Here is a 21306-nt window from a genome sequence, read left to right as displayed (position 1 = left end):
TGTATTATATTTAATATTACCATATTATTTAAAGTATATTAAGAGAAAATATATTGCGAAACATTTTTTCAACTGATATAATTAAACTATAACAAGCCGGTTTGCTGGAATAGGCAGACGGGGCGGACTCAAAATCCGTTGGTAGTGATACCGTGTGGGTTCAAGTCCCACAACCGGCACCAATAAAAAAGAGAATAGATTTAATCTATTCTCTTTTTTGTTATTTACATTTGTTGCGCTAACATTTTATATATTTCATATCTTTCTTTTGCATTTTCTTCTGTCATTTCAAATAATTCTTCAGCTATATCAGGGAATTGTTTAGCTATAGCTGAATATCTTACTTGTCCCATTAAGAAATCTCTAAAGCTTTCTGTAGGTTCTTTAGAATCTAATATAAATGGATTCTTACCTTGTTCTTTTAAAGTTGGGTTATATCTATATAAATGCCAATATCCACACTTAACAGCATGTTCTTCATTTGCAACAGTACGACCCATACCTTCTTTTAACCCATGAGATATACACGGTGCATAACATATTATAAGTGATGGACCATCATAATTTTCAGCTTCTACTATAGCTTTTATTAGTTGATTTTTGTCTGCACCTAATGATACTTGAGCTACATATACATTACCATATGTCATAGCCATTCTACCTAAATCTTTTTTTCTAGTTCTCTTACCTGCTGCGGCAAACTTAGCCATAGCAGCAACTGGAGTAGATTTAGATGCTTGTCCTCCAGTATTTGAATAAATTTCTGTATCAAATACTAACACATTTACATCTTCACCTGATGCAAGTACATGATCTAGTCCACCATAACCTATATCATATGCCCATCCATCTCCACCAAGTATCCATTGAGATCTTTTAACTAGATAATCTTTAAGCTCTTTTATCTGATTTGTTATGCAAGTTATTTTTTCATCTGAAGATTTTATATTACTTATTGCTTTTAAAACACCTTCTGATGCACATTTAGATTCTTCACCATCATTTTTACTTTCTAGCCAATAGTTAAACGACTTTTTACTTTCTTCATCTATATCCATACTTATTAATTCTCTAATTAAATTTTCAATTCTGTTTCTTATTTGCTTAACACCTAAATACATTCCATAACCATATTCTGCATTATCTTCAAATAAAGAGTTTGCCCAAGATGGACCTTTACCTTCATGGTTTACAGTATATGGAGTTGATGGTGCTGAACCTCCCCAAATTGATGAACATCCTGTGGCATTAGCAATCATCATTCTATCTCCGAATAATTGTGTAGCTATCTTGATGTATGCAGTTTCTCCACATCCAGCACAAGCTCCAGAGAATTCTATAAGTGGTTCTCTAAATTGACTTCCTTTTACAGTATTAGGATTTACTAAATCTCCTTTATGAGAAACTTGTGATACTGCAAATTCCCAATTAGGCACTTCTTTGTCAGATTGAGTTTCTAACGGTTTCATAACTAAAGCTTTCTCTTTAGCTGGACATATATCAGCGCAGTTACCACAACCTGTACAGTCCATATTATCAACTTGAATTCTATATTGTAATCCTTCAAGACCTTTACCTACAGCTTTTTTAGTTTCAAAACTTTCTGGAGCTTTTTGAACTTCTTCTTCATTTAGTAAAAATGGTCTTATACATGCATGTGGACAAAGATATGCACATTGGTTACATTGAATACAATTTTCTAATATCCATTCAGGAACATTAATTCCTACTCCACGTTTTTCATAAGCTGCAGTACCATTAGGGAATGTACCATCTTCTATACCATTGAATGCACTTACTGGTAAATTGTCTCCTTCTTGAGCATTCATAGGTCTTAATATATTTTTAATAAATTCTGGTTCATTGTCATGTTTCTCTTCATCTTTTGCATTTTTCCAAGAATCAGGAATATCAATTTTATTTATAGAATTCATTCCTCTATCAACAGCTTCGTAGTTCATATTTACTATTTTTTCGCCTTTTTTTCCGTATGCCTTCTTTATAGAATCTTTTAAATGCTCTATTGCATCTTGTTCTGGTATTATTTGTGCTAATTTAAAAAATGCTGATTGCATTATCATATTTATTCTATTCCCAAGACCTATTTCTTGTGCTATCTTAGTAGCATTAACTGTATAGAAATTAATATTATTATTAGCTATATAGTTTTTAAGTTTTGCAGGTAAGTGGCTTTCCAATTCATCTTTATCCCATATACAGTTTAATACGAATGTTCCACCTTCTTTAAGTCCTTTTACTAAATCATATTCACTTACATAAGATTGATTGTGGCATGCTATATAGTCAGCTTCATCTATAAGATAAGTAGATTTTATAGGTGTTTTTCCAAATCTTAAATGAGACATAGTTATACCACCAGATTTTTTGGAGTCATATGCAAAGTATGCTTGAGCAAACATATCTGTATTATTACCAATTATTTTTATTGCCTGTTTGTTTGCTCCTACAGTACCATCTGAACCTAATCCCCAGAATTTACATCTTATAGTTCCTTCTTGACTTATTTTAAAGCTTCTATCAACTTCTATTGATTTATTAGTTACATCATCCACTATACCTACAGTAAATTGATTTTTAGGATTATCTGATTTTAAATTTTCATATATAGCTTTTATATCTGCTGGTGTTGTATCCTTAGATCCTAGACCATATATTCCACCTATTATCTTAGGAATTTTATCACTTTCATAAAATGCTGATTTGACATCTAGGTATAAAGGTTCTCCTATAGAACCAGGTTCTTTAGTTCTATCTAAAACACAAATTTTCTCTACACTAGACGGTATAACGTCCATAAAGTGCTTAGTTGAAAATGGTCTATATAAATGCACTTTGACTAATCCGTATTTTTCTCCTTGGCCATTTAAATAAGTTATAGTTTCTTCTATTGTCTCTGTAACTGACCCCATTGCAACTATTAAATATTTAGCATCATTAGGTCCAAAATAATCAAATAAACCATGTGGTCTTCCTGTTAATTTACCAATTTGATTCATATAATCTTCAACTATAGGCACTATGTTTTCATAATATTTATTTGAAGCCTCTCTAGTTTGGAAATATATATCTGGATTTTGTGCTGTTCCTCTTGTAACTGGATGATTTGGAGATAATGATCTGTCTCTAAATTCTTGTAAGGCTTTTTTATCTATTAAGTTTGCGTAATCTTCATAATCTAAAACTTCTATTTTTTGTATTTCATGTGATGTTCTAAATCCATCAAAAAAATGAATAAATGGTAATCTTCCTTTTATAGCTGCTAAATGTGCTACTGGTGCTATATCCGCTACTTCTTGAACTGAACTTGATGCTAATAAAACACATCCTGTTTGTCTTGCTGCCATAACATCTTGGTGATCTCCAAATATAGATAATGCTTGAGATGCTATAGCTCTAGCACTTACATGAAAAACTCCAGGTAACAGCTCTCCTGATACCTTATACATATTAGGTATCATAAGTAATAAACCTTGAGATGCTGTAAATGTTGTTGTCAATGCCCCTGCTTGAAGTGATCCATGAAATGCTCCTGCTGCTCCTGCTTCTGATTGCATTTCTACAACACTAACCTTTTGTCCAAATACGTTTTTTCTTCCCTGAGCTGCCCATTCGTCTACAACTTCTGCCATCGTAGATGATGGTGTTATTGGATATATTGCCGCAACATCGGTAAATGCATATGCAACATGTGCAGCTGCCGTATTACCATCTATAGTAATTATTTGCTTACCCATTATATATACCTCCTTATTTATCTTCATTTAGATTATGTATTTAAGTTTCTTATTTTAGTCATAAAATATTATCTGCATTATTTAATTATATATACCAATTTCTTAATAAACTAAAAAATACTCCCTATTTACAAATAGGGAGTATTTTTTAGTTTATTAATTTTGCTAGTGAATTTACAATCGATGATTTAGAAACTTGTGAGATACTTGTTATTTTATCATTTTCTTGAGCTACTGCAATTATATCTTCTAATGTATCTTTATTGTTGTCTAAAATGTAATAACTTATTATTTTATTGCTATTCTCACTGTATGCAAATGCATTTGGTGCATCTAAACCAGTTTCTTTAGCAAAATCTTTTATACTTTTTCCTTCATACGATTTTAGCGAAATACCTTTTAATTTATCCATACTTAAATATTTTTGCTTATTGTAAAAATCTATTATGACATTTGATGAAGATGCATATTCAGGCAAGTTTTCAAATCCAGATGAAACTCCTACAAATTCATTAGTTTTTACATCAACTACTTTATTATTATCTATATCTACATACAGTGCACTATTTTCGTATCCTTCCTTTGGATATACCAATTCTATATCTAATTTACTTAAAAGTTGATTAAAGTCTAAATTCTTACAATTTTTAAATTTATCAATGTTAATGTAGTATGTTGTTAAATATGGCTTACCCATATTTTTAACAACATAGTCATAATCTTTTCCCATTATTTCGCTTATATCATTTTGAACTTTCGTTATATTCTTTTGTTGAGTAGCTTTATCTACGTTCTTATCTTTATTCATACTGCATCCTGAGATTATTAGTATGGAAATTAGCACAGTGCTAATTAATTTAACTTTCCTCATATACTAATCCTCCTAAATTTACTTATAGTTAATTATATAATATTTATCTTAATTAAATAACCTATATCAGAATATTGTAATATTTTTGTAAGACTTCTCTTTTAAATCGACATTTGCCTTTATATTTTTTCTAAGTACTTAGTTGTATGCTATAATATATTATGACAAATTTAGGGGGGGACATTTTTATGGACTTAAAACAACTAGAAGTTTTTGTAGCTGTTGCAAAGTATAATAGTTTTTCTAAAGCTGCAAAAGAGTTATTTCTTACACAACCTACAGTTAGTGCTCATATTCAGAATTTAGAAAAAAATTTCGATACAGTTTTAGTAAATAGAAATAATAAAGTAATAACACTTACTAGATCAGGTGAAATTTTATATGAGCATGCTATTTATATATTAAATAATTGTAAAAAAGCTGTTTATGATATTAAAGAGTATAATGGAAAAATTGAAGGAGTAATAGATATAGCTTGTAGTTCTATTCCTGAAACATATATACTTCCTGACTTTTTAAAAAACTTTTATAGTAACTATCCAAATGTGAAATTTAGCATTAGCAGATATGATTCTCAAGATGCTATATCTGAAATCTTAAATGAACGTAGCAGCTTCGGATTTGTGGGATCTAAAATTAATAATAAAAAAATTCAGTATATAGACTTAATAGATGATGAACTTGTTTTAATAGCTCCAATTGACTTAGTTATAGAAAATGAAGATAATTATATTGATATAGAAAAATTGCATGACCTAAAGTTTATAATGAGAAAAGATGGATCTGGAACACAAAGTATAGTTATAAATAAACTTAAATCTAATAAAATTTCAATAAACAGTCTAGATACTATTGCTTATGTAGAATCTAATGAATCTATAAAAGAAATGGTTAGGTTAGGACTTGGGGTATCTTTTGTTTCATATAATTCTGTTATAGATGATATAAATCTTAAAAAGATAAGATATTATAAAATTAAAAATTTAAAATTTGATAGAAAATTTTATTTTGCATATTCAAACAAAAAAACTTTTTCTCCATTAGAATATAAATTTTTAGATAGTATTTGTGATTATTTCAATATTGATATAAATAAAAAAGATAAGTGATAAATCACTTATCTTTTTTATTTATATATTATGCTTCTATTGTATAAAATGCTTTATAACCTTTGTACATTTCATATATATCTGCTTTAGATACTATTTCATATGGTGCATGCATGTTTAATACACCTACTCCACAATCTATCACTTCTGCTCCTTGTTCAGCTAATATATGGGCGATTGTTCCACCGCCACCTTGGTCTACTTTACCAAGTTCAGCTATTTGCCATACAACCTCAGCTTTATCAAATATTCTTCTTACTTGTGCTGCAAATTCTGCATTAGCATCATTGCATCCACTCTTACCTCTAGCTCCTGTATACTTAGTTAAAGCTACCCCATATCCCATATAGCATGCATTTCTCTTGTCAAGTACATCTGGGTATGTAGGATCAAATCCTGCAGAAACATCAGCAGATAATACTTTAGAATTAGCCATAGCTCTTCTTACTTTAAGTTCACAGTAATTTCCTTCTATGTTTATAAGCTCAGCTACAGTATTTTCAAAGAATCTTGAATGCATTCCTGTATTTCCTTTTGATCCTATTTCTTCCTTATCTACACATAACGCAACTGCTGTATATCTTGGGTTTTCAATATCAAATATAGATTTTACTGCAGCATAAGAACATACTCTATCATCATGTCCATAAGCTATAATCATAGATTTATCAAGTCCTAAATGTCTAGCTTTTCCAGCTGGAACTATTTCTATTTCTGCTGTTAAGAAATCTTTTTCTGTCATATCGTATTTTTCATTTAATAATTTTAATACATTTGCAGAAACTGCATCTTTTTCTTCACCTTCTAATGGCATATGCCCAACTAAAAGATTTAAAGCTTCACCAGTTATACCATCAGCTAATTTCTTTTGCATTTGATCAGCTGATAAATGTATTAATAAATCTGTTATACAAAATACTGGATCATTATCATCTTCACCTATACATATATCAACTTTAGTTCCATCATTTAATATTGCAACTCCATGTAATGATAATGGTAATGCTGTCCATTGATACTTTTTAATTCCACCATAATAATGAGTTTTTAATAAAGCCATTTTCCCATCTTCATATAGTGGATTTGGTTTTAAATCTAGTCTAGGAGAATCTATGTGTCCACCAACTATTCTCATTCCATTTTGTAATTCTTCTTGTCCTATTACAAATAATGCAACACCTTTGTCTTTATTATTTGCATATATTTTGTCCCCTGCTGATAAACTTCCTTTTGACATGGCTTCTTCTATAGATATATATCCATTTTCTTTAGCTTGTCTTATTATTTCTCTAGCTGATGTTCTTTCTGTCTTACCTGCATCTAAAAACTTCATATAGCCATTTGCATAATCCATAACACTATTTAACTCTTTGTTTTCATTAATTTGATTCCATGCATTTTTAAATTCATGTCTTAAGTCCATAACAATACTCCCTTTCTAGTAAAATTTTTCCTTACGATAATTATAGCACACTTACAATATTAGGCTTATATTATTTTTGGTTCTTTTGTTTTTTCATAGCTTCTTCATATTCTTCAGGTGAAACAACCTTAATATTTTCTAATCTTGATCTAAAATGTCCTCTAAAGTGCTCTAAATACTCTTTTCTTAACCCTTCTCTTTCTTTATGTTCTTCTTCTGTTAAACCTTCACCTTTATGTTTTTTTGCTAATTCATTTATTCTATTTAATTTGTCTCTATCAAATTCGTTATTCATTTATTATCACTCCTAAAAAAATAGTTTATTTTCTTTAAATTCTTCTGTATTTTTATAATTAGTTAAAAATTCATCTATATTTTTTGATATTATATCTATTCCCTTTTCTATTTCACATATACTTGGTTGTGCTATATTTATTCTAAAGAACCTATCATCTATAGATGTGTCAAAAAAATGACTTCCTGATAAAATTGATACCCCTTTTTTTAAAATATATGAACTAAATTCTTTAGATGAGTACCCTCTTGGCAATTCTAAAAAGAAGTTTATACCTCCAGATGGAACTTTTAGCTTAAGTTTTTCTCCTAAATTCTTAACTATCAATTTTGATGCTAGTTCAAATTTTTCACTATAAGCTTTTTCTAACTTTTTTATATATTCATCCCAATCAAAATTTTCCATGTAATGATACATAGACCTTTGAATGATACCTGATGTTGAGATATCAGAAGAATACTTAGCCCATAAAATTTTTTTTAAAATTTCACTCGGCATCTCAACTAAACCTATTCTAAGTCCTGGCATAAGTATTTTAGAAAAACTTTTTATATAAATTACTCTTCCTTTATCATCATAACTTCTTAAAGGGTAATTTATATGAGAACTAAATTTTAAATCACTCATAAAATCATCTTCTAATATATAAAAATCATATTTTTCAGCTAATTCTATAAGCTTTTTCTTTTTATATATTGAATATGTTATACCTGTTGGATTTTGATAATTAGGCATTGTATAAATTATCTTAGGTCTTGTTTTTTCAAGCTTTAATTTTAATATGCCTATATCTATACCATCTTCTAGCATCGGTATACTTATAATCTTTGCACCTCTATTTTTAAATACTTCTAAGGCCCCTCTATATGTAGGTTCTTCAACAAAAACTAAATCTGAGTAATTTATAATACCTTTACATACAATATCTATGCCTTGTTGAGCTCCTGAAATTATTTGGATATTATCTTTATGAGTATTTATATTTAATTTTTTTAAATAATCTACTAATTTCTCTCTTAGATTCAAAAATCCTAGTCCATCATCATATTCAAATATAGAATTACCTTCTTTTTCTAAAGCCATATTTATAGATTCTTTAAAATCATCAACTGGAAACATATCTATTGATGGATTTCCATTATCAAATCTTATAATACCATCCATTTCTATAGATTTTTCTTTATTTATACTCCTATTTACATCAGATACAAAAGTTCCACTACCTATATTTTTATATACATAGCCTTCTTTTTCTAATAGCTCATATACTTTTACTATAGTAGTATTATTAACTTCTAGTAACTTTGCTAAAGTTCTTATTGGTGGAAGTTTTTTATTTGCTTTTATTTCATCTTCTATAATCATTTTCTTTATATGATTATAAATCTGTAAATATTTAGGACTATTTTCTTTTATTATAAATTTATATTTATCCATTTTATCCCCACTTAAAACGATATTATTTATATATGCCTTTGTTGATGCACATATCTATATTTGATATTATTATGTATATATAATACCAAAATTTTTTAAAAAAGGGGATAATAATTATGTATTACGATTATCATATGCATTCAAACTTCTCTGGAGATAGTCAAACACCCATGGAGGATATGGTAAAAAAATCAATAGATATTGGATTAAAGGAAATATGTTTCACAGACCATGTTGACTATGACATAATAAGTGATGTAGAGTTTGAGACTGATTATGATGCTTATTTTAAAAATATTAATATGCTTAAAGATAAATATAAAAACAAAATTACTATAAAAAAAGGTATAGAAATGGGTGTTCAACCACACATTCTTGAAAAATGTTCTAATGACATAAAAAAATATCCTTTTGATTTTGTTATATGTTCAATGCATGCAATAGATAGGGTCGATTTATATAATGGAACTTTTTTTAATGATAAAACTCAAGTTAAAGCTTATGAAAAATATTATGAAACGTTATATAATATAGTAAAAAATTATAATGACTATAGTGTATTAGGTCATCTAGATTTAATTAAAAGATATGGAGATTATAAATCAGAACTTGATGATAAACTTTTCTATAATATATTAGAATCTATCTTAAAAGAAGCTATCCAAAATGGAAAAGGAATTGAGATTAATACTTCTTGTTTCAGATACGGTCTTAAAGACTTAACTCCATCTACTTATATACTTAAAATGTATAAAGATTTAGGTGGAGAAATAATAACAACTGGTTCAGATTCTCATATTCCATCTCAAGTTGCATATAAGTTTGATTTCATATATAAAAAATTAAGCGAACTTGGTTTTAAATATGTAACTACATTCGATTCAATGAAACCAAAATTTATAAGCATAGAAAATATAATATCTAAATAATTTTAAAAATAATAACTCTAAATATATAATATGGGTTATTATTTTTTCATTTTTATACTTAAAGTTGAATATAACTTAAGATAGGAGGTGGTTTAGTTGAAAATTCCTAATCTTGTGTACTCAACTTTAATACTCTTTTTATCTAATTTTATAGTTAGAGTAATAGGTTTTTTATATAAGATATTTCTATCAAACAACTTATCTGAAGTCCACCTAGGAATATACCATTTAGTATTTAATTTTTTAATGATTTGTATAGCTCTTACTACAACAGGAATACCTACAGCTCTTAGTTGTTTAGTTGCTAGAAAAAAAGCTTTTAATGATAAACATAGCACAAATGCACTTTTTATATCTACAATTTACATATCCTTTATAATAGCATCTTTAATTTCAATATTTGTAGGCTTTAAATCTAGTTATTTATCATCAAAAATTTTATATAGCAACAACATGTCTATATTTATATTAGCTATATGTCCATCAATTATAGCTATAACTTTGTCTAATGTAGTAAGAGGATATTATTATGGTATAAAAAAAGTAAATATCCCTGCAATATCCCAAATTTTAGAACAAGTTTCAAAAATTATATTTGTTTACCTTATTGTAAGAAATTTTAATAACCCCACACTAATTTGTTTATCAGCTATAATTGGTATATCCATAGGAGAGTGTATTAGTTTAATATTTATGACCTTTAACTTGGCTAAAAAACCTTATATAGAAAATCGATATACAATAGATATAAAAGAGTTTATATTAGCATCTTATAATACTATAAAAATGTCTATACCTATTACTTGCAATCGTATGTCTAGTATAGTTCTTAATTCTATCTGTTCTATGATAATTCCATCTAGATTAGCTTTATCAGGGATTAATTATAAAAATGCATTAGGTATATATGGTATTATATCTGGTATGGTTTTTCCATTTATATATCTTCCATTCATGCTTGTTTCTGCTCTTGTTGTAAATTTAATACCAAGCATATCCTTGGAAGTAACAAGAAAAAATACATATGCTATCAAAAGTAAAATTTATTTTTCAGTAATACTTACACTTGCTATGGGTATTTTATGTTCAATCTTATTTTATTTCTTTGGAGAAGAAATTTGTAAAATCATCTTTAATAATAAATCTGCAGGTACTTATCTAAAGCTTATGTGTTTAGTTCCCCTATTCTTAAGTTTAAATCATATACTTTCTGGAATTTTGCATTCTATTGGTAAGGAGTACATTGCTAGTATTATAGGGATTTCATCAATGATAATACAAACCTTATTCCTTTATTTTATATTACCTATACCAAATTTAGGTATATATGGTTATATAATAATTTTAACTTTAATGCCTACATTATCATGTATTCTAAATTATTTTGTTTTATATAAATACTTAAAATCATTAAAATAAGGTGGTTAATTGTATGATTGTTTTAAATACAACTACTAATTATTCTATATATGTTTTTAGTAAAAACAATTGCTTATTTATTAAAGATTCTTTCGGAGACATTAAAAAAGTTTCTAATAGTATTTATTTATATTCATCAATTATAGATGATTTTGATGTAATTCATATATGTTATATAGATTTAAAAGGATGTTTAAATTATTGTACTTACGAAAAAAACAATATAAATTTTATATCAACATTTAAATTAAACAGCTATGTTAAAAAGATAAATAAATTATCCATGTATATTGTAAATAATTCATTAAATATTTTTTTCGCTAGGTATAAAAGTCAAAATTTATATAATATACATCATATAAATTATGACTTTTATAATTATAAATTTTTAGAATATCAATTTGAAGATGTACGTAAAGTTAACAACTCAATATATACAATTAATATTTCAAATAATTATATTGTATGTTCATATAGCAATCTAATAAAATCAAATAATTTTAAATCTATGGCATTTGATCTTGCAAATAAGTGTTGGGTAAATTTTTCTAATGTAAAATCTAGTACTGTTTTATTTGATTACTGTAATAGTATAAGATATGAATAATTATAAAAAGGGCATTGATTTTATCAATGCCCTTTTTATAATTATTCATATTAGTGTATATAACTTATTAATTTTATCTTCTATCGTTATCGCAGCTTCCTTGTCTTCTATCATTATCACAGCTTCCTGTGAATTGTGAGAAGTCACAAACACTTCCAAATGTGTCTACTAGTCTAGGTTGTATTCTTGTAGGTCCACCTAAAACTACTATTTGTTCTTTTATCAATACACTAACTATATTTTGTAGGCAAAGCACTAAGTCTATTCCATTAGGTATGTCTAACTCGAAACATGGCTTATTGTTTATTATTTCTTGAGTTATTATGCCTTTGCCTATACAATCAACTGTTAACTGAGTTTGGAAATCTTGTCTTAAAGTAAATGATCTTCCATCAGCTGGAACTACTAAATCACTTGATAAAGTATTAAAGTAGAACACTACACAATTTGAGTCGCACTTACTATATGGTGTAGCTATAGCTGTGAATTCAGAACATCCAAATCTACCTGTCAATTCTATTTCTAAGTCGTGTACAACTACATTTAATCCTTTTTCTTTATACATTACATTTTGACCTAAACATCTATCATTACAACATCTGTTTAATTGGCCACAAACATTATACTCAAAAACAGATTTGCATTTTTCTTTTTTACCATCAACTTTTTCAATGTCTAATTGCTCTAATGATGTAGTTCCTGGATTTATAGTTATACTAGAATAATTTATACAAACTTTTTCTATAGTTACATTAGTTTGTACAGAACATGGTAGAGGACCACATAAATTTCCTAATTCATATCTGAAATTTAAATCATCACCATTTAGCATTTTTCCATCTGTAAATACTCTAAACATTATAGTATCAAATATTCTGTCAGTTTCTATTGGATATAATTTTGCTTGTGATGTTGAAAACTTAGGTGGTATTAAAGGATGACTACACTCTTCTTGACAAGGGTTTGGGAAACAATTTTCTGTACAATCATCATCTTGGCAATTGCAGCAATCTGTATTGCATCCACAATTGTGATGATTGTGATTATGATTATGGTTGTGATCATGATTATGATCATTGCAATTGCAGTTATGATCATCTCTATCATCACATTGTACATATGGATGACATTGTGGTTTACATCCGTTTGATTTACATCCTCTGTTTAAATCTTCATCTAATTCATTTGCTTCTACATAACTTCTACTAGTTTCAGTGTTTTGAGTAGGCTGTATTACTCTTTTGTTAACTATTTTTTTAGATCTCATTAAATCCTTCATTGAGTTTTGTCCTCCCCTTTGATTGTCTTTTTAAAATGTAGGCTCTTGATTATGCCTAATTAATAATATGCATATGTTTTGCTAATTGTTACTTAATTGGTATTTTATTAATCGATTCTTAATAGAATAAATATCTTTTAAATTAATATATATTTATAAAATAAATTTTTAAGGAGGTAGTTATGGGGTTTTTTAATGAATGTGCTTATATATTGAGAAAATCTAACAAGGATATGGTGATTGTTAAACCTGAAAATGGACTGCTTTATAATTATTTCAAAAATAGTGATTCATGCACTATGTCTGAAAATATAACTCATTTAAATATAGACTTTTCTAATTATCATTTTGATATAGATTCTAATGATAATATATATGGTATTTTTACTGATAATGATATAAATATTTTAAAACTTAACAAAGATAGTAATAAATTTTCATTTTTACATAAAATACATTACGACTTTAAAAATTTTAGTATAACATTTCCTTATATAAAATATATAGATGGTACTATCCATATTTTATACTACTTAACTAATAAAGAACTTCCTACAACTATATTATTTCATCATTATAATGATGGTTGTAAATGGATTGAGAATAAATTAGATTTTATAAATCTTCCTATATTAGATAATTTCATAGTTTCTTTTACTAACAATATTCCTACTGTATTTTATTTTAAAGAACAAAATGAATTTCCTCAAATTTATTCATCCACATTTAATGTAGGTAATTTAAATTGGAGTTCTCCTATACAAATTACTAATTCTAATAAAAATAAAATTTATTTATCTGTATTAAAAGATCAATTGAATTTTTATCATATATCCTACTGTGAAAACCATGAAAATAAATATTGTGTAAAATATATAAATGGATATTTAAATAATAATTGCTTTGAAGAAATTTTAAATAAATATATAACTACTCCATCTGTATACTTATTTCCATCCATAGTTAAATATGATTGTAATATATTCATATCATATGTTCATGATAATATGCTTTATACTTGTTCCTCTAAAGATTTAGGAGCTACTTGGAGTGATTGTATAGAAGATGATTATAGCATTAATGAGAAGTTCATCAGAGCACACTTTAAATCGAATTATTCTAATGATTTAAATTACAAATCTAGTTGCTTATTCATAACTAAAAATCCATTTGGCATATTAGGAAATTTTAATAAATAAAAAAAGTATTGTGAAATCACAATACTTTTTTTATCCCAAAACACCGATGGCCCCTTAAATTCAGACCCGAGAATCTCCCAGGTGGGTGTACTACTAACAGCTTTTAACTTCCCCCATAATTATGAAGGGGCGTGTTATACACTGTTAGACTCATACTCCCGTTCAAACTTTGTCGGTTGAATTTAAAAAAGCACTGTCGCATGCCTCAGGATTTCATATATTTATTATATAATAAATCAAAAAAATTTAAAAGTAGTTTTATATAGCAATTTAATTAAATTTTTGATATTTTTCCACTTTTTATTTGTCTATTCTTACATAATCATCATCCATGTAATCATCTATTTCATTAACTTCTTCTTCATATTCTTCATCATCATAATTATTTTCATCTTCAAATTCTTCATATGTATTGTTGTATACAGTATTGTAGGTAGTTTTATCATTTTTTTCATTTTTACTTTCACGATTATCAGTTCTTAAAAGGCTACCTAAAAGTTTTAAATTACTTAAACTTCCTAAATTATTAATGCTAGCTAACGAACTTAAACTAAATCCAGAACCATTGTCTTCCCCTATATCATCTGGCAAAAATAGTTCTGCAAATAACTCTATTTTCTTTTTCATATCCATAGCTTTTTCTACTGATTCTCTTTTTCTTTCTGGAAAGACTTCTAGTATTTCTTTTATCATCATGTTTTTTTTATCATCCTCTTCCATACTTCTAAAAAAATCTGATTCGTCATCATCATCTATCAAGTCAACACTACTAAGCTTTTTTATACCTCTAACTAAATCTAATACACTTTCTATTTTAACAAGAACCTTCTTTTCATCTCTATCCATATACTTTTTCGTTCTTGTTATTATCTCTAGTCCACGATCTAAGTCATCATCACTTAATTCTAGCATTTTCATACCTTTATCTAAATCATTAATATTAAAACTAGATGCTTCATCTATATATCCTGACACGTCTATTATATCCTCTTCATCATCATGATTATAATTTACTTCTTCATCTTCAATTTTCTTAGGTCGTAACTTATTTTTCAATTTTATTTTTTTACTTTTGTTTGATACCTTAGATCTCATACTTCCATATTCTGCATTTATATCTACACTACTAGATTTATTTTTATTATTATCCAATAGTGATATATTGCCATTACTTAGCGCTATCATTCCCAATATAAATAGTAAATTGTTCACCCTTAGTCACCCCTTACTATATACTACTCCTAATATATAAACTATGTTTTATTTACTATTATTGTTACTTTTTTTATAAGTCTGCATATATATTATTTATAAGTATTTTTTCTTTTTCATATTATTAATCATAATTTATCTAATACTTCTATATATAAATAATATGAAAAGAATTAAATATATATTATTGAAAGAGGTGCTTTTATGAAAAAAATAGATAAGGAAGCTATGGAAAAATTTGCAAAGGAAAAAAATATAGATAAAAATAAAATTGAAGAAATAGCAGACGGTTATAAAAATAAGTCAGAAGATGAACTTATGGATGAATTAGTTAAAATAGGTAAAACCCTTCAAGGTAAAGAAGAGGTGGTTGAGAAGTTTAAGGCTTTTTTAGATGAAAATCAAAGAAAAAAAGTAGATACTATAATGAATAAAATAGCTAATGCTGAAGCTCAAGAAAAAGTAAACAGCAAAAAATCTAAAAAAGCTAAATCTGATCACTCTAAAAAAGAACTACCTAATAAAAAATCAAATAAATCTGAATCTCATAAATCTCCAAAATCAACTAATCACGATCAAGCAAATGAAGGATCTAAGCAAAATAAAAAAGTTAAAAAAGTTGTAAAAAGAGTCAAAAAACATACAGATCAATAAAAGCATAAAAAATGTAACCTATAATAGGTTACATTTTTTATGCTTTTATTGGCTCTAATTTACTATGTATATTCCCAATTATTTCATCTTTAATATCACTAGCTCTGTTTATTAAATCATTACACTTAATAGTATAATTATTAATCATTTCTTCGTCATCTAAACCTAATAGATTAACTTTTACATTTAATATAGCTCCTTCAATACCACTATATATAAGTAAAGTACCTACACCTATATCTGTTATAGCATTTTGATTTCCATATTTAGCGATATAACTTAATAATTCTAATGCCTCCATAGAAACTGATGCTGTTTTAAATGGGACTTCTATAGAAAATGCTTGTGCACATTTGATAGCTGTTTTTCTTACTTGCATTTCTTCATCAGTATCTTTTGGCATCCTTATAGCTTTCATATATTCTTCAAATGATTCTGTATCTTTATCTACTAATAGTATTAATTCTTGTCTTATATCTCCTAGTTTATTAAATCTATCTATAAACTCTAATCTTATAGACTCATCTAAACTTTCATATTTTTTCTTTCCAAAGCTTAAGTTTGCCATCATCCTAGCTAAGCTGACACCTATATTGGAAGCTAATGCTGAAACTGATCCTCCCCCTGGTGCTGGTGAATTTGAATCTACTTCTTTTGAGAAATCTTCCACAGTCATTTCAACTAATTTCATATATAATCCCCCTTAACTTATGTATATTTCTTAATTATATAAACTACCAGATTAAGTATATATAATTTCATTTCAAAATATGTTTATATAATTTAATTTAATATACATTCACACTTTTTATCGTATATCGTATGTTTATCATCAACAACTAACTCTCCACATTTATATACACGATAAGTGTGGTTTATTCCAAAGTGATACATTAAATATTCTACGTTAGGTGAATCAAATATTACTAAATCTGCATCTTTCCCTATATCAATTGATCCTATACAATCTTGTCTATCTATTGCACATGCAGCATTAATAGTGACAGCACTTAATACTTCATTTGGTGTCATTTTTAATCCTAAACAACCTAATTGCATTACAAATTGTAGGTTTTCGCTTGGACAACTACCTGGGTTATAATCACTTGATAATGAAACTGCTAAATTTATATCTATCATTTTTCTAACATTGGCATATTCTTTATTTAAATTAAAAGATGTAGCTGGAAGTATATTAGCTACTACATTTTTTTGTGCCATTAATCTTATACCTTCATCACTAGCAGCCATTAAATGGTCTGCCGATACACATCCAACTTCAACAGAAAGTTCTGCTCCACCTAGTGATACAATTTCATCTGCATGTATCTTTAATTTATATCCTAGTTCTTTAGCTCTTTTAAATATCTTTCTAGTCTGATTTATATTAAATACTGAGTATTCACAAAATACATCACAAAATTCAGCTAATTCAAGTTCTTTAACTTTAGGCATCATATCATTTATAATTATATCAACAAATTTTTCTGAGTCTTCTTTATATTCTAGAGGAATGGCATGAGCTCCTAAGAAAGTGTGTATTAAATTTATAGGATGATCTTTTCCTAACTTTTTAGCAACTTTTAACTGCTTTATTTCTGTGTCTAATTCTAATCCATAACCACTCTTAGCTTCTACTGTGGTTACTCCAAATTCCAACATCCTGTCTAAACTTTTTCTTGCCTTATCATAAAGTTGTTCAAAACTTGCACTTTTTGTTGCTTTTACTGTACTTAATATCCCTCCTCCACTTTTTAATATATCTAAATAAGGAACTCCTGTAATTTTTTTAGCAAATTCATTTTCACGACTTCCACCATGAACTAAATGTGTATGAGCATCAATAAGCCCAGGTGTAACTAATCTACCTTTAGCATCATCTATTATTGTATGTACATCTATTAAATGATTATAATTATTACCAATACCTATTTCATAAAACTTTCCATCTTTCACTGCAACATATGCATTTTCTATTATCTCTATATCATTCATAGCTTTGCCTATGAAAGGCGATTTGCCTCTCATAGTAGCTAGTTTTCCTATATTTTTTATAATTAAATCAGCACTCATAAATCTACTCCATTAAACTAGTCTCTAAAACTTTATCTAGAGAGAAATTTTCAAGACCTAAATAATAAGAAGCACAGTCAACTAAAGCTTCCATAGGGCATAATCCAACTATTTCACTTCCCATAACATTAACTCCATATCTTCTTGCTTCCATCTTTACAGCTTCAAAAGCTCTATACATAGCAGTCTTTGTATAGTCTGTCAAATTCATTGTAACTTGAGTTATTCCTCTTTCTGGAATTTCTACTGGTCCTGCTTTTATAAATCTATATCCACCGCTAGATTGTCTTATAGTTTTAGCTATATTAGCTGCTATTTCTATGTTTGGAGTATCTAAGTTTATGTTGTATGCTATTAAAGGCTTTCTTGCTCCTATTGCTATTGCTCCTGCTGTAGGGTGTTTTTTAGCTAATCCAAAGTCTGGAGCCCAATTAGGATCTTCAAATTTAGCATCTAAACCTTCATACTCTCCTTTTCTTACTTTAGCTAAATTTTCTCTTTCTGGTTTTGATGCTGCACTTTCATATAAAAATACTGGTATATCATATAATTTAGATACTTCTTCACCTATTTCTTTAGCTAATTCTACAGCTTCATCCATAGTCATATCCTTTATAGGTATAAATGGACACACATCTGTCGCCCCAAATCTTGAGTGCTGTCCTTTATGTGTATTCATATCTATAACATCTTTAGCTACTCCTATTGCTTCTAAAACTGCATTTTTTACAGCCTTAGGTTCTCCTATTACAGTAACTACAACCCTATTATAATCTTTATCAGCTTCATAATTTAAAAGTTTAACTCCTGCTTTTCCTCTTAAAGGTGCAACTATCTTTTCTATTTTATCTAAATCTCTACCTTCACTAAAATTAGGTACACATTGTACTATAGCCATATTAATAATCCCCCTATAATCATATTAATATTTATTTTTAGTGGATAACTAAATATTTAGTTATCCATTATCTACTTTAGTTATTAGCTTCTATAACTTGATTTATTAAATCTTCATCAACTATATATGGTAGTGTTATATGATCTTGACCTTGGCACATTTTGTTGTATTCCATAACAGTTGTTATAGAATTTTCATTTCTTGCCCAAGCGCGTCTTGCTACTCCGCCCATAACATCCCATGGCATAGCAGTTCTTAATATCTCATCTACCCTGTGAGAACCATCTAATACCATTCCAAATCCACCATTTATAGATTTACCTATCCCAACTCCTCCTCCATTATGAAGAGCTATTAAACTCATACCTCTAGCTGCATTTCCAGCAAAACAATGAGTTGCCATATCAGCCATTATATTACTTCCATCTTTTATATTAGAAGTTTCTCTAAATGGAGAATCTGTTCCAGATACATCATGATGGTCCCTACCTAACATTACAGGTCCTATTTCTCCACGTCTTACCATTTCATTAAATTTAAGAGCTATTTTTGTTCTTCCCATAGCATCTTGATAAAGGATTCTTGCTTGTGTTCCAACTACTAAACCATTTTTCTCTGCATCTTTTATCCATATCCAGTTATCTCTATCTTGATATCTTCTATCAGGATCTATACAATCCATAGCTGCCTTATCAGTTTTTATTAAATCTTCTTTTTTTCCACTTAAGCAAACCCATCTAAATGGTCCATATCCATAATCAAATAGTTGTGGCCCTAATATATCTTCAACGTATGAAGGGAATATAAACCCATCCTTTTCATCCACTCCATTTTTAGATATTTCTATACATCCAGCATCATAGACAGCTTTCATAAAGCTATTTCCATAGTCAAAGAAATAACTTCCCTTACTAGTTAAATCTTTAATAGCTTTAAAGTGAGCTTTTAAAGTTTCATCAACTAATTTTACAAACTTTTCTTTATCATTAGCTAAAAGTTCAGTTCTATCTTTAAAACTTATTCCTTGAGGACAATAACCTCCATCGTAAACTGCATGACAAGAAGTTTGATCTGAAAGTAAATCTACATGTATGTTATTTTTTATTGCATATTGAAGCAAATCTACTATATTACCATGATAAGCTATTGCGCATGGCTCTTTTTTATCCATGTATTCCTTAGCTATATTAAAGGCTTCTTCACAAGTACTAGTAACCTTACTTACCCACCCTTGTGTATATCTAGTTTCTATTCTTGAATAATCAACTTCAGCTATTATACCTACTCCACCTGCTATTTCTACAGCTTTTCCTTGTGCTCCACTCATACCTCCTAGCCCTGAAGTTATAAAAAGTTTTCCAGATAAATTTTCTTCTTCAGGTATACCTAATATTAATCTTCCCGCATTTAATAATGTTGAGTAAGTTCCATGGACAATACCTTGAGGTCCTATATACATCCATCCTCCAGCAGTCATTTGACCATAATTAGATACACCTATTGCTGCAGCTCTTTTCCACTCTTCCTGATTATCAAATAAACCTACCATTAATCCATTAGTTATTATTACTCTTGGAGCTTCTGGTTTAGATTTAAATAATCCTACAGGATGCCCTGATTGTATTACTAAAGTCTGATCTTGATTCATTACTTCTAAATATTTTTTTACTAAAACATATTGCATCCAATTTTGAAAAATTTGACCTGTTTCTCCATATGTAACAAGTTCGTATGGATATAATGCTATATCAAAATCTAAATTATTATCTATCATAACTTGAAATGCTTTAGCTTCTGTGCATTTTCCTTTATATTCATCTATTGATTTCCCTTTTAATTTTCCTTCTGGTCTAAATCTATAACCATATATTCTTCCAGTACTCATAAGTTCATTTAAAAACTCAGGAGCTAATTTTTCATGATATTCTTCTGGTATATATCTTAAAGCATTTTTTAAAGCTAATTTCACATCTGATTCTGATAATTTAGCTTCTCTTTTTGGTGCTCTTCTTATCCCATCTATAAATTTTGGTATTTCATTTGGTATATAATCTAATTTTATAGTCATTGCATCTTCAATACTTTCATTTTTAATATTCATAACCTTTTCTAAAGTAGCCATATAATTTATCCCCCTTATATTTCT

At 27.9% G+C, this 21306-nt stretch carries 17 protein-coding genes, 1 tRNA gene and 1 other RNA gene; 7 read left to right on the top strand and 12 right to left on the bottom strand.

Features of this window, described 5'->3' with window-relative positions; genetic code table 11:
* The first annotated feature begins 95 nt into the window (after positions 1-95).
* Positions 96-182: transfer RNA gene (locus H8891_RS00220), tRNA-Leu, on the top strand.
* Between the two features lie 42 nt (positions 183-224).
* Here H8891_RS00220 and nifJ read toward each other — a convergent pair.
* Together nifJ and H8891_RS00210 are read right to left on the bottom strand one after the other, a co-directional pair.
* Entirely contained in the window at positions 225-3755 is a 3531-nt protein-coding gene (gene nifJ / locus H8891_RS00215; protein ID WP_187004722.1) for a pyruvate:ferredoxin (flavodoxin) oxidoreductase, read from the bottom strand.
* A 148-nt stretch (positions 3756-3903) separates the two neighbouring features.
* Positions 3904-4626 carry a hypothetical protein gene (locus H8891_RS00210; protein ID WP_187004721.1) on the bottom strand — a complete coding sequence of 241 codons (723 nt, stop codon included), beginning with the start codon at positions 4624-4626 and terminating at the stop codon, positions 3904-3906.
* A gap of 188 nt (positions 4627-4814) precedes the next feature.
* Here H8891_RS00210 and H8891_RS00205 point away from each other — a divergent pair, with 188 nt between their 5' ends.
* Positions 4815-5735, top strand: a complete 921-nt coding sequence (locus H8891_RS00205; RefSeq protein ID WP_187004720.1) for a selenium metabolism-associated LysR family transcriptional regulator — start codon at positions 4815-4817, stop codon at positions 5733-5735.
* Positions 5736-5763: 28 nt separating this feature from the next.
* Here H8891_RS00205 and H8891_RS00200 read toward each other — a convergent pair whose 3' ends face one another.
* From H8891_RS00200 to pdxR, 3 genes are all read right to left on the bottom strand, one after another.
* A complete protein-coding gene (locus H8891_RS00200) occupies positions 5764-7158 on the bottom strand; it encodes an aminopeptidase (RefSeq protein ID WP_187004719.1) in 1395 nt (464 codons plus the stop codon).
* Positions 7159-7228: 70 nt separating this feature from the next.
* Complete coding sequence (locus H8891_RS00195) at positions 7229-7453, bottom strand: DUF896 domain-containing protein (RefSeq protein ID WP_147546160.1); 225 nt, start codon at positions 7451-7453, stop codon at positions 7229-7231.
* Positions 7454-7465: 12 nt separating this feature from the next.
* Positions 7466-8890: a MocR-like pyridoxine biosynthesis transcription factor PdxR gene (pdxR, locus tag H8891_RS00190; protein ID WP_187004718.1), complete on the bottom strand. Its 1425-nt coding sequence runs from the start codon at positions 8888-8890 to the stop codon at positions 7466-7468.
* 116 nt (positions 8891-9006) lie between these two features.
* Between pdxR and H8891_RS00185 the strand changes: the two genes are divergently transcribed.
* The 3 genes from H8891_RS00185 (at position 9007) to H8891_RS00175 (ending at position 11845) form a co-directional block, all read left to right on the top strand.
* Entirely contained in the window at positions 9007-9819 is an 813-nt protein-coding gene (locus H8891_RS00185) for a histidinol-phosphatase HisJ family protein (RefSeq protein ID WP_187004717.1), read from the top strand.
* A gap of 96 nt (positions 9820-9915) precedes the next feature.
* Positions 9916-11238: an oligosaccharide flippase family protein gene (locus H8891_RS00180; RefSeq protein ID WP_187004716.1), complete on the top strand. Its 1323-nt coding sequence runs from the start codon at positions 9916-9918 to the stop codon at positions 11236-11238.
* A gap of 13 nt (positions 11239-11251) precedes the next feature.
* On the top strand, positions 11252-11845 hold the full coding sequence (locus H8891_RS00175) for a hypothetical protein (RefSeq protein ID WP_187004715.1): 594 nt from the start codon (positions 11252-11254) through the stop codon (positions 11843-11845).
* Positions 11846-11918: 73 nt separating this feature from the next.
* On the opposite strand, the gene H8891_RS00170 is transcribed toward H8891_RS00175, so the two are convergent.
* Complete coding sequence (locus tag H8891_RS00170; protein WP_187004714.1) at positions 11919-13124, bottom strand: exosporium morphogenetic protein CdeC; 1206 nt, start codon at positions 13122-13124, stop codon at positions 11919-11921.
* A 182-nt stretch (positions 13125-13306) separates the two neighbouring features.
* On the opposite strand from H8891_RS00170, the gene H8891_RS00165 reads away from it, so the two are divergent.
* The gene (locus H8891_RS00165) at positions 13307-14323 is read left to right on the top strand and encodes a hypothetical protein (RefSeq protein ID WP_187004713.1); all 1017 of its coding nucleotides are present in this window, start codon (positions 13307-13309) and stop codon (positions 14321-14323) included.
* Between the two features lie 28 nt (positions 14324-14351).
* Here the strand turns inward: H8891_RS00165 and ssrS are convergent.
* Together ssrS and H8891_RS00155 are read right to left on the bottom strand one after the other, a co-directional pair.
* Positions 14352-14538, bottom strand: a non-coding RNA gene (gene ssrS, locus H8891_RS00160) — 6S RNA.
* An 85-nt stretch (positions 14539-14623) separates the two neighbouring features.
* A complete protein-coding gene (locus tag H8891_RS00155; protein WP_187004712.1) occupies positions 14624-15535 on the bottom strand; it encodes a hypothetical protein in 912 nt (303 codons plus the stop codon).
* A 204-nt stretch (positions 15536-15739) separates the two neighbouring features.
* Here H8891_RS00155 and H8891_RS15165 point away from each other — a divergent pair, with 204 nt between their 5' ends.
* Entirely contained in the window at positions 15740-16189 is a 450-nt protein-coding gene (locus tag H8891_RS15165; protein WP_243207739.1) for a hypothetical protein, read from the top strand.
* 37 nt (positions 16190-16226) lie between these two features.
* Here the strand turns inward: H8891_RS15165 and H8891_RS00145 are convergent, their stop codons facing one another.
* The 4 genes from H8891_RS00145 to H8891_RS00130 form a co-directional block, all read right to left on the bottom strand.
* Complete coding sequence (locus H8891_RS00145; RefSeq protein ID WP_187004711.1) at positions 16227-16880, bottom strand: cyclodeaminase/cyclohydrolase family protein; 654 nt, start codon at positions 16878-16880, stop codon at positions 16227-16229.
* A 92-nt stretch (positions 16881-16972) separates the two neighbouring features.
* The gene (gene hutI, locus H8891_RS00140) at positions 16973-18262 is read right to left on the bottom strand and encodes an imidazolonepropionase (protein ID WP_187004710.1); all 1290 of its coding nucleotides are present in this window, start codon (positions 18260-18262) and stop codon (positions 16973-16975) included.
* A gap of 4 nt (positions 18263-18266) precedes the next feature.
* The gene (gene ftcD / locus H8891_RS00135) at positions 18267-19160 is read right to left on the bottom strand and encodes a glutamate formimidoyltransferase (protein WP_187004709.1); all 894 of its coding nucleotides are present in this window, start codon (positions 19158-19160) and stop codon (positions 18267-18269) included.
* A 76-nt stretch (positions 19161-19236) separates the two neighbouring features.
* Positions 19237-21282: a urocanate hydratase gene (locus H8891_RS00130; protein ID WP_243196516.1), complete on the bottom strand. Its 2046-nt coding sequence runs from the start codon at positions 21280-21282 to the stop codon at positions 19237-19239.
* Positions 21283-21306: the final 24 nt, after the last annotated feature.

Origin of the sequence: Paeniclostridium hominis, from assembly GCF_014306135.1 — a bacterium.
GTDB lineage: Bacteria > Bacillota > Clostridia > Peptostreptococcales > Peptostreptococcaceae > Paraclostridium > Paraclostridium hominis.
Note: the sequence above shows the minus strand (reverse complement) of the source record. Positions and strands in the feature narration are given on the sequence as shown.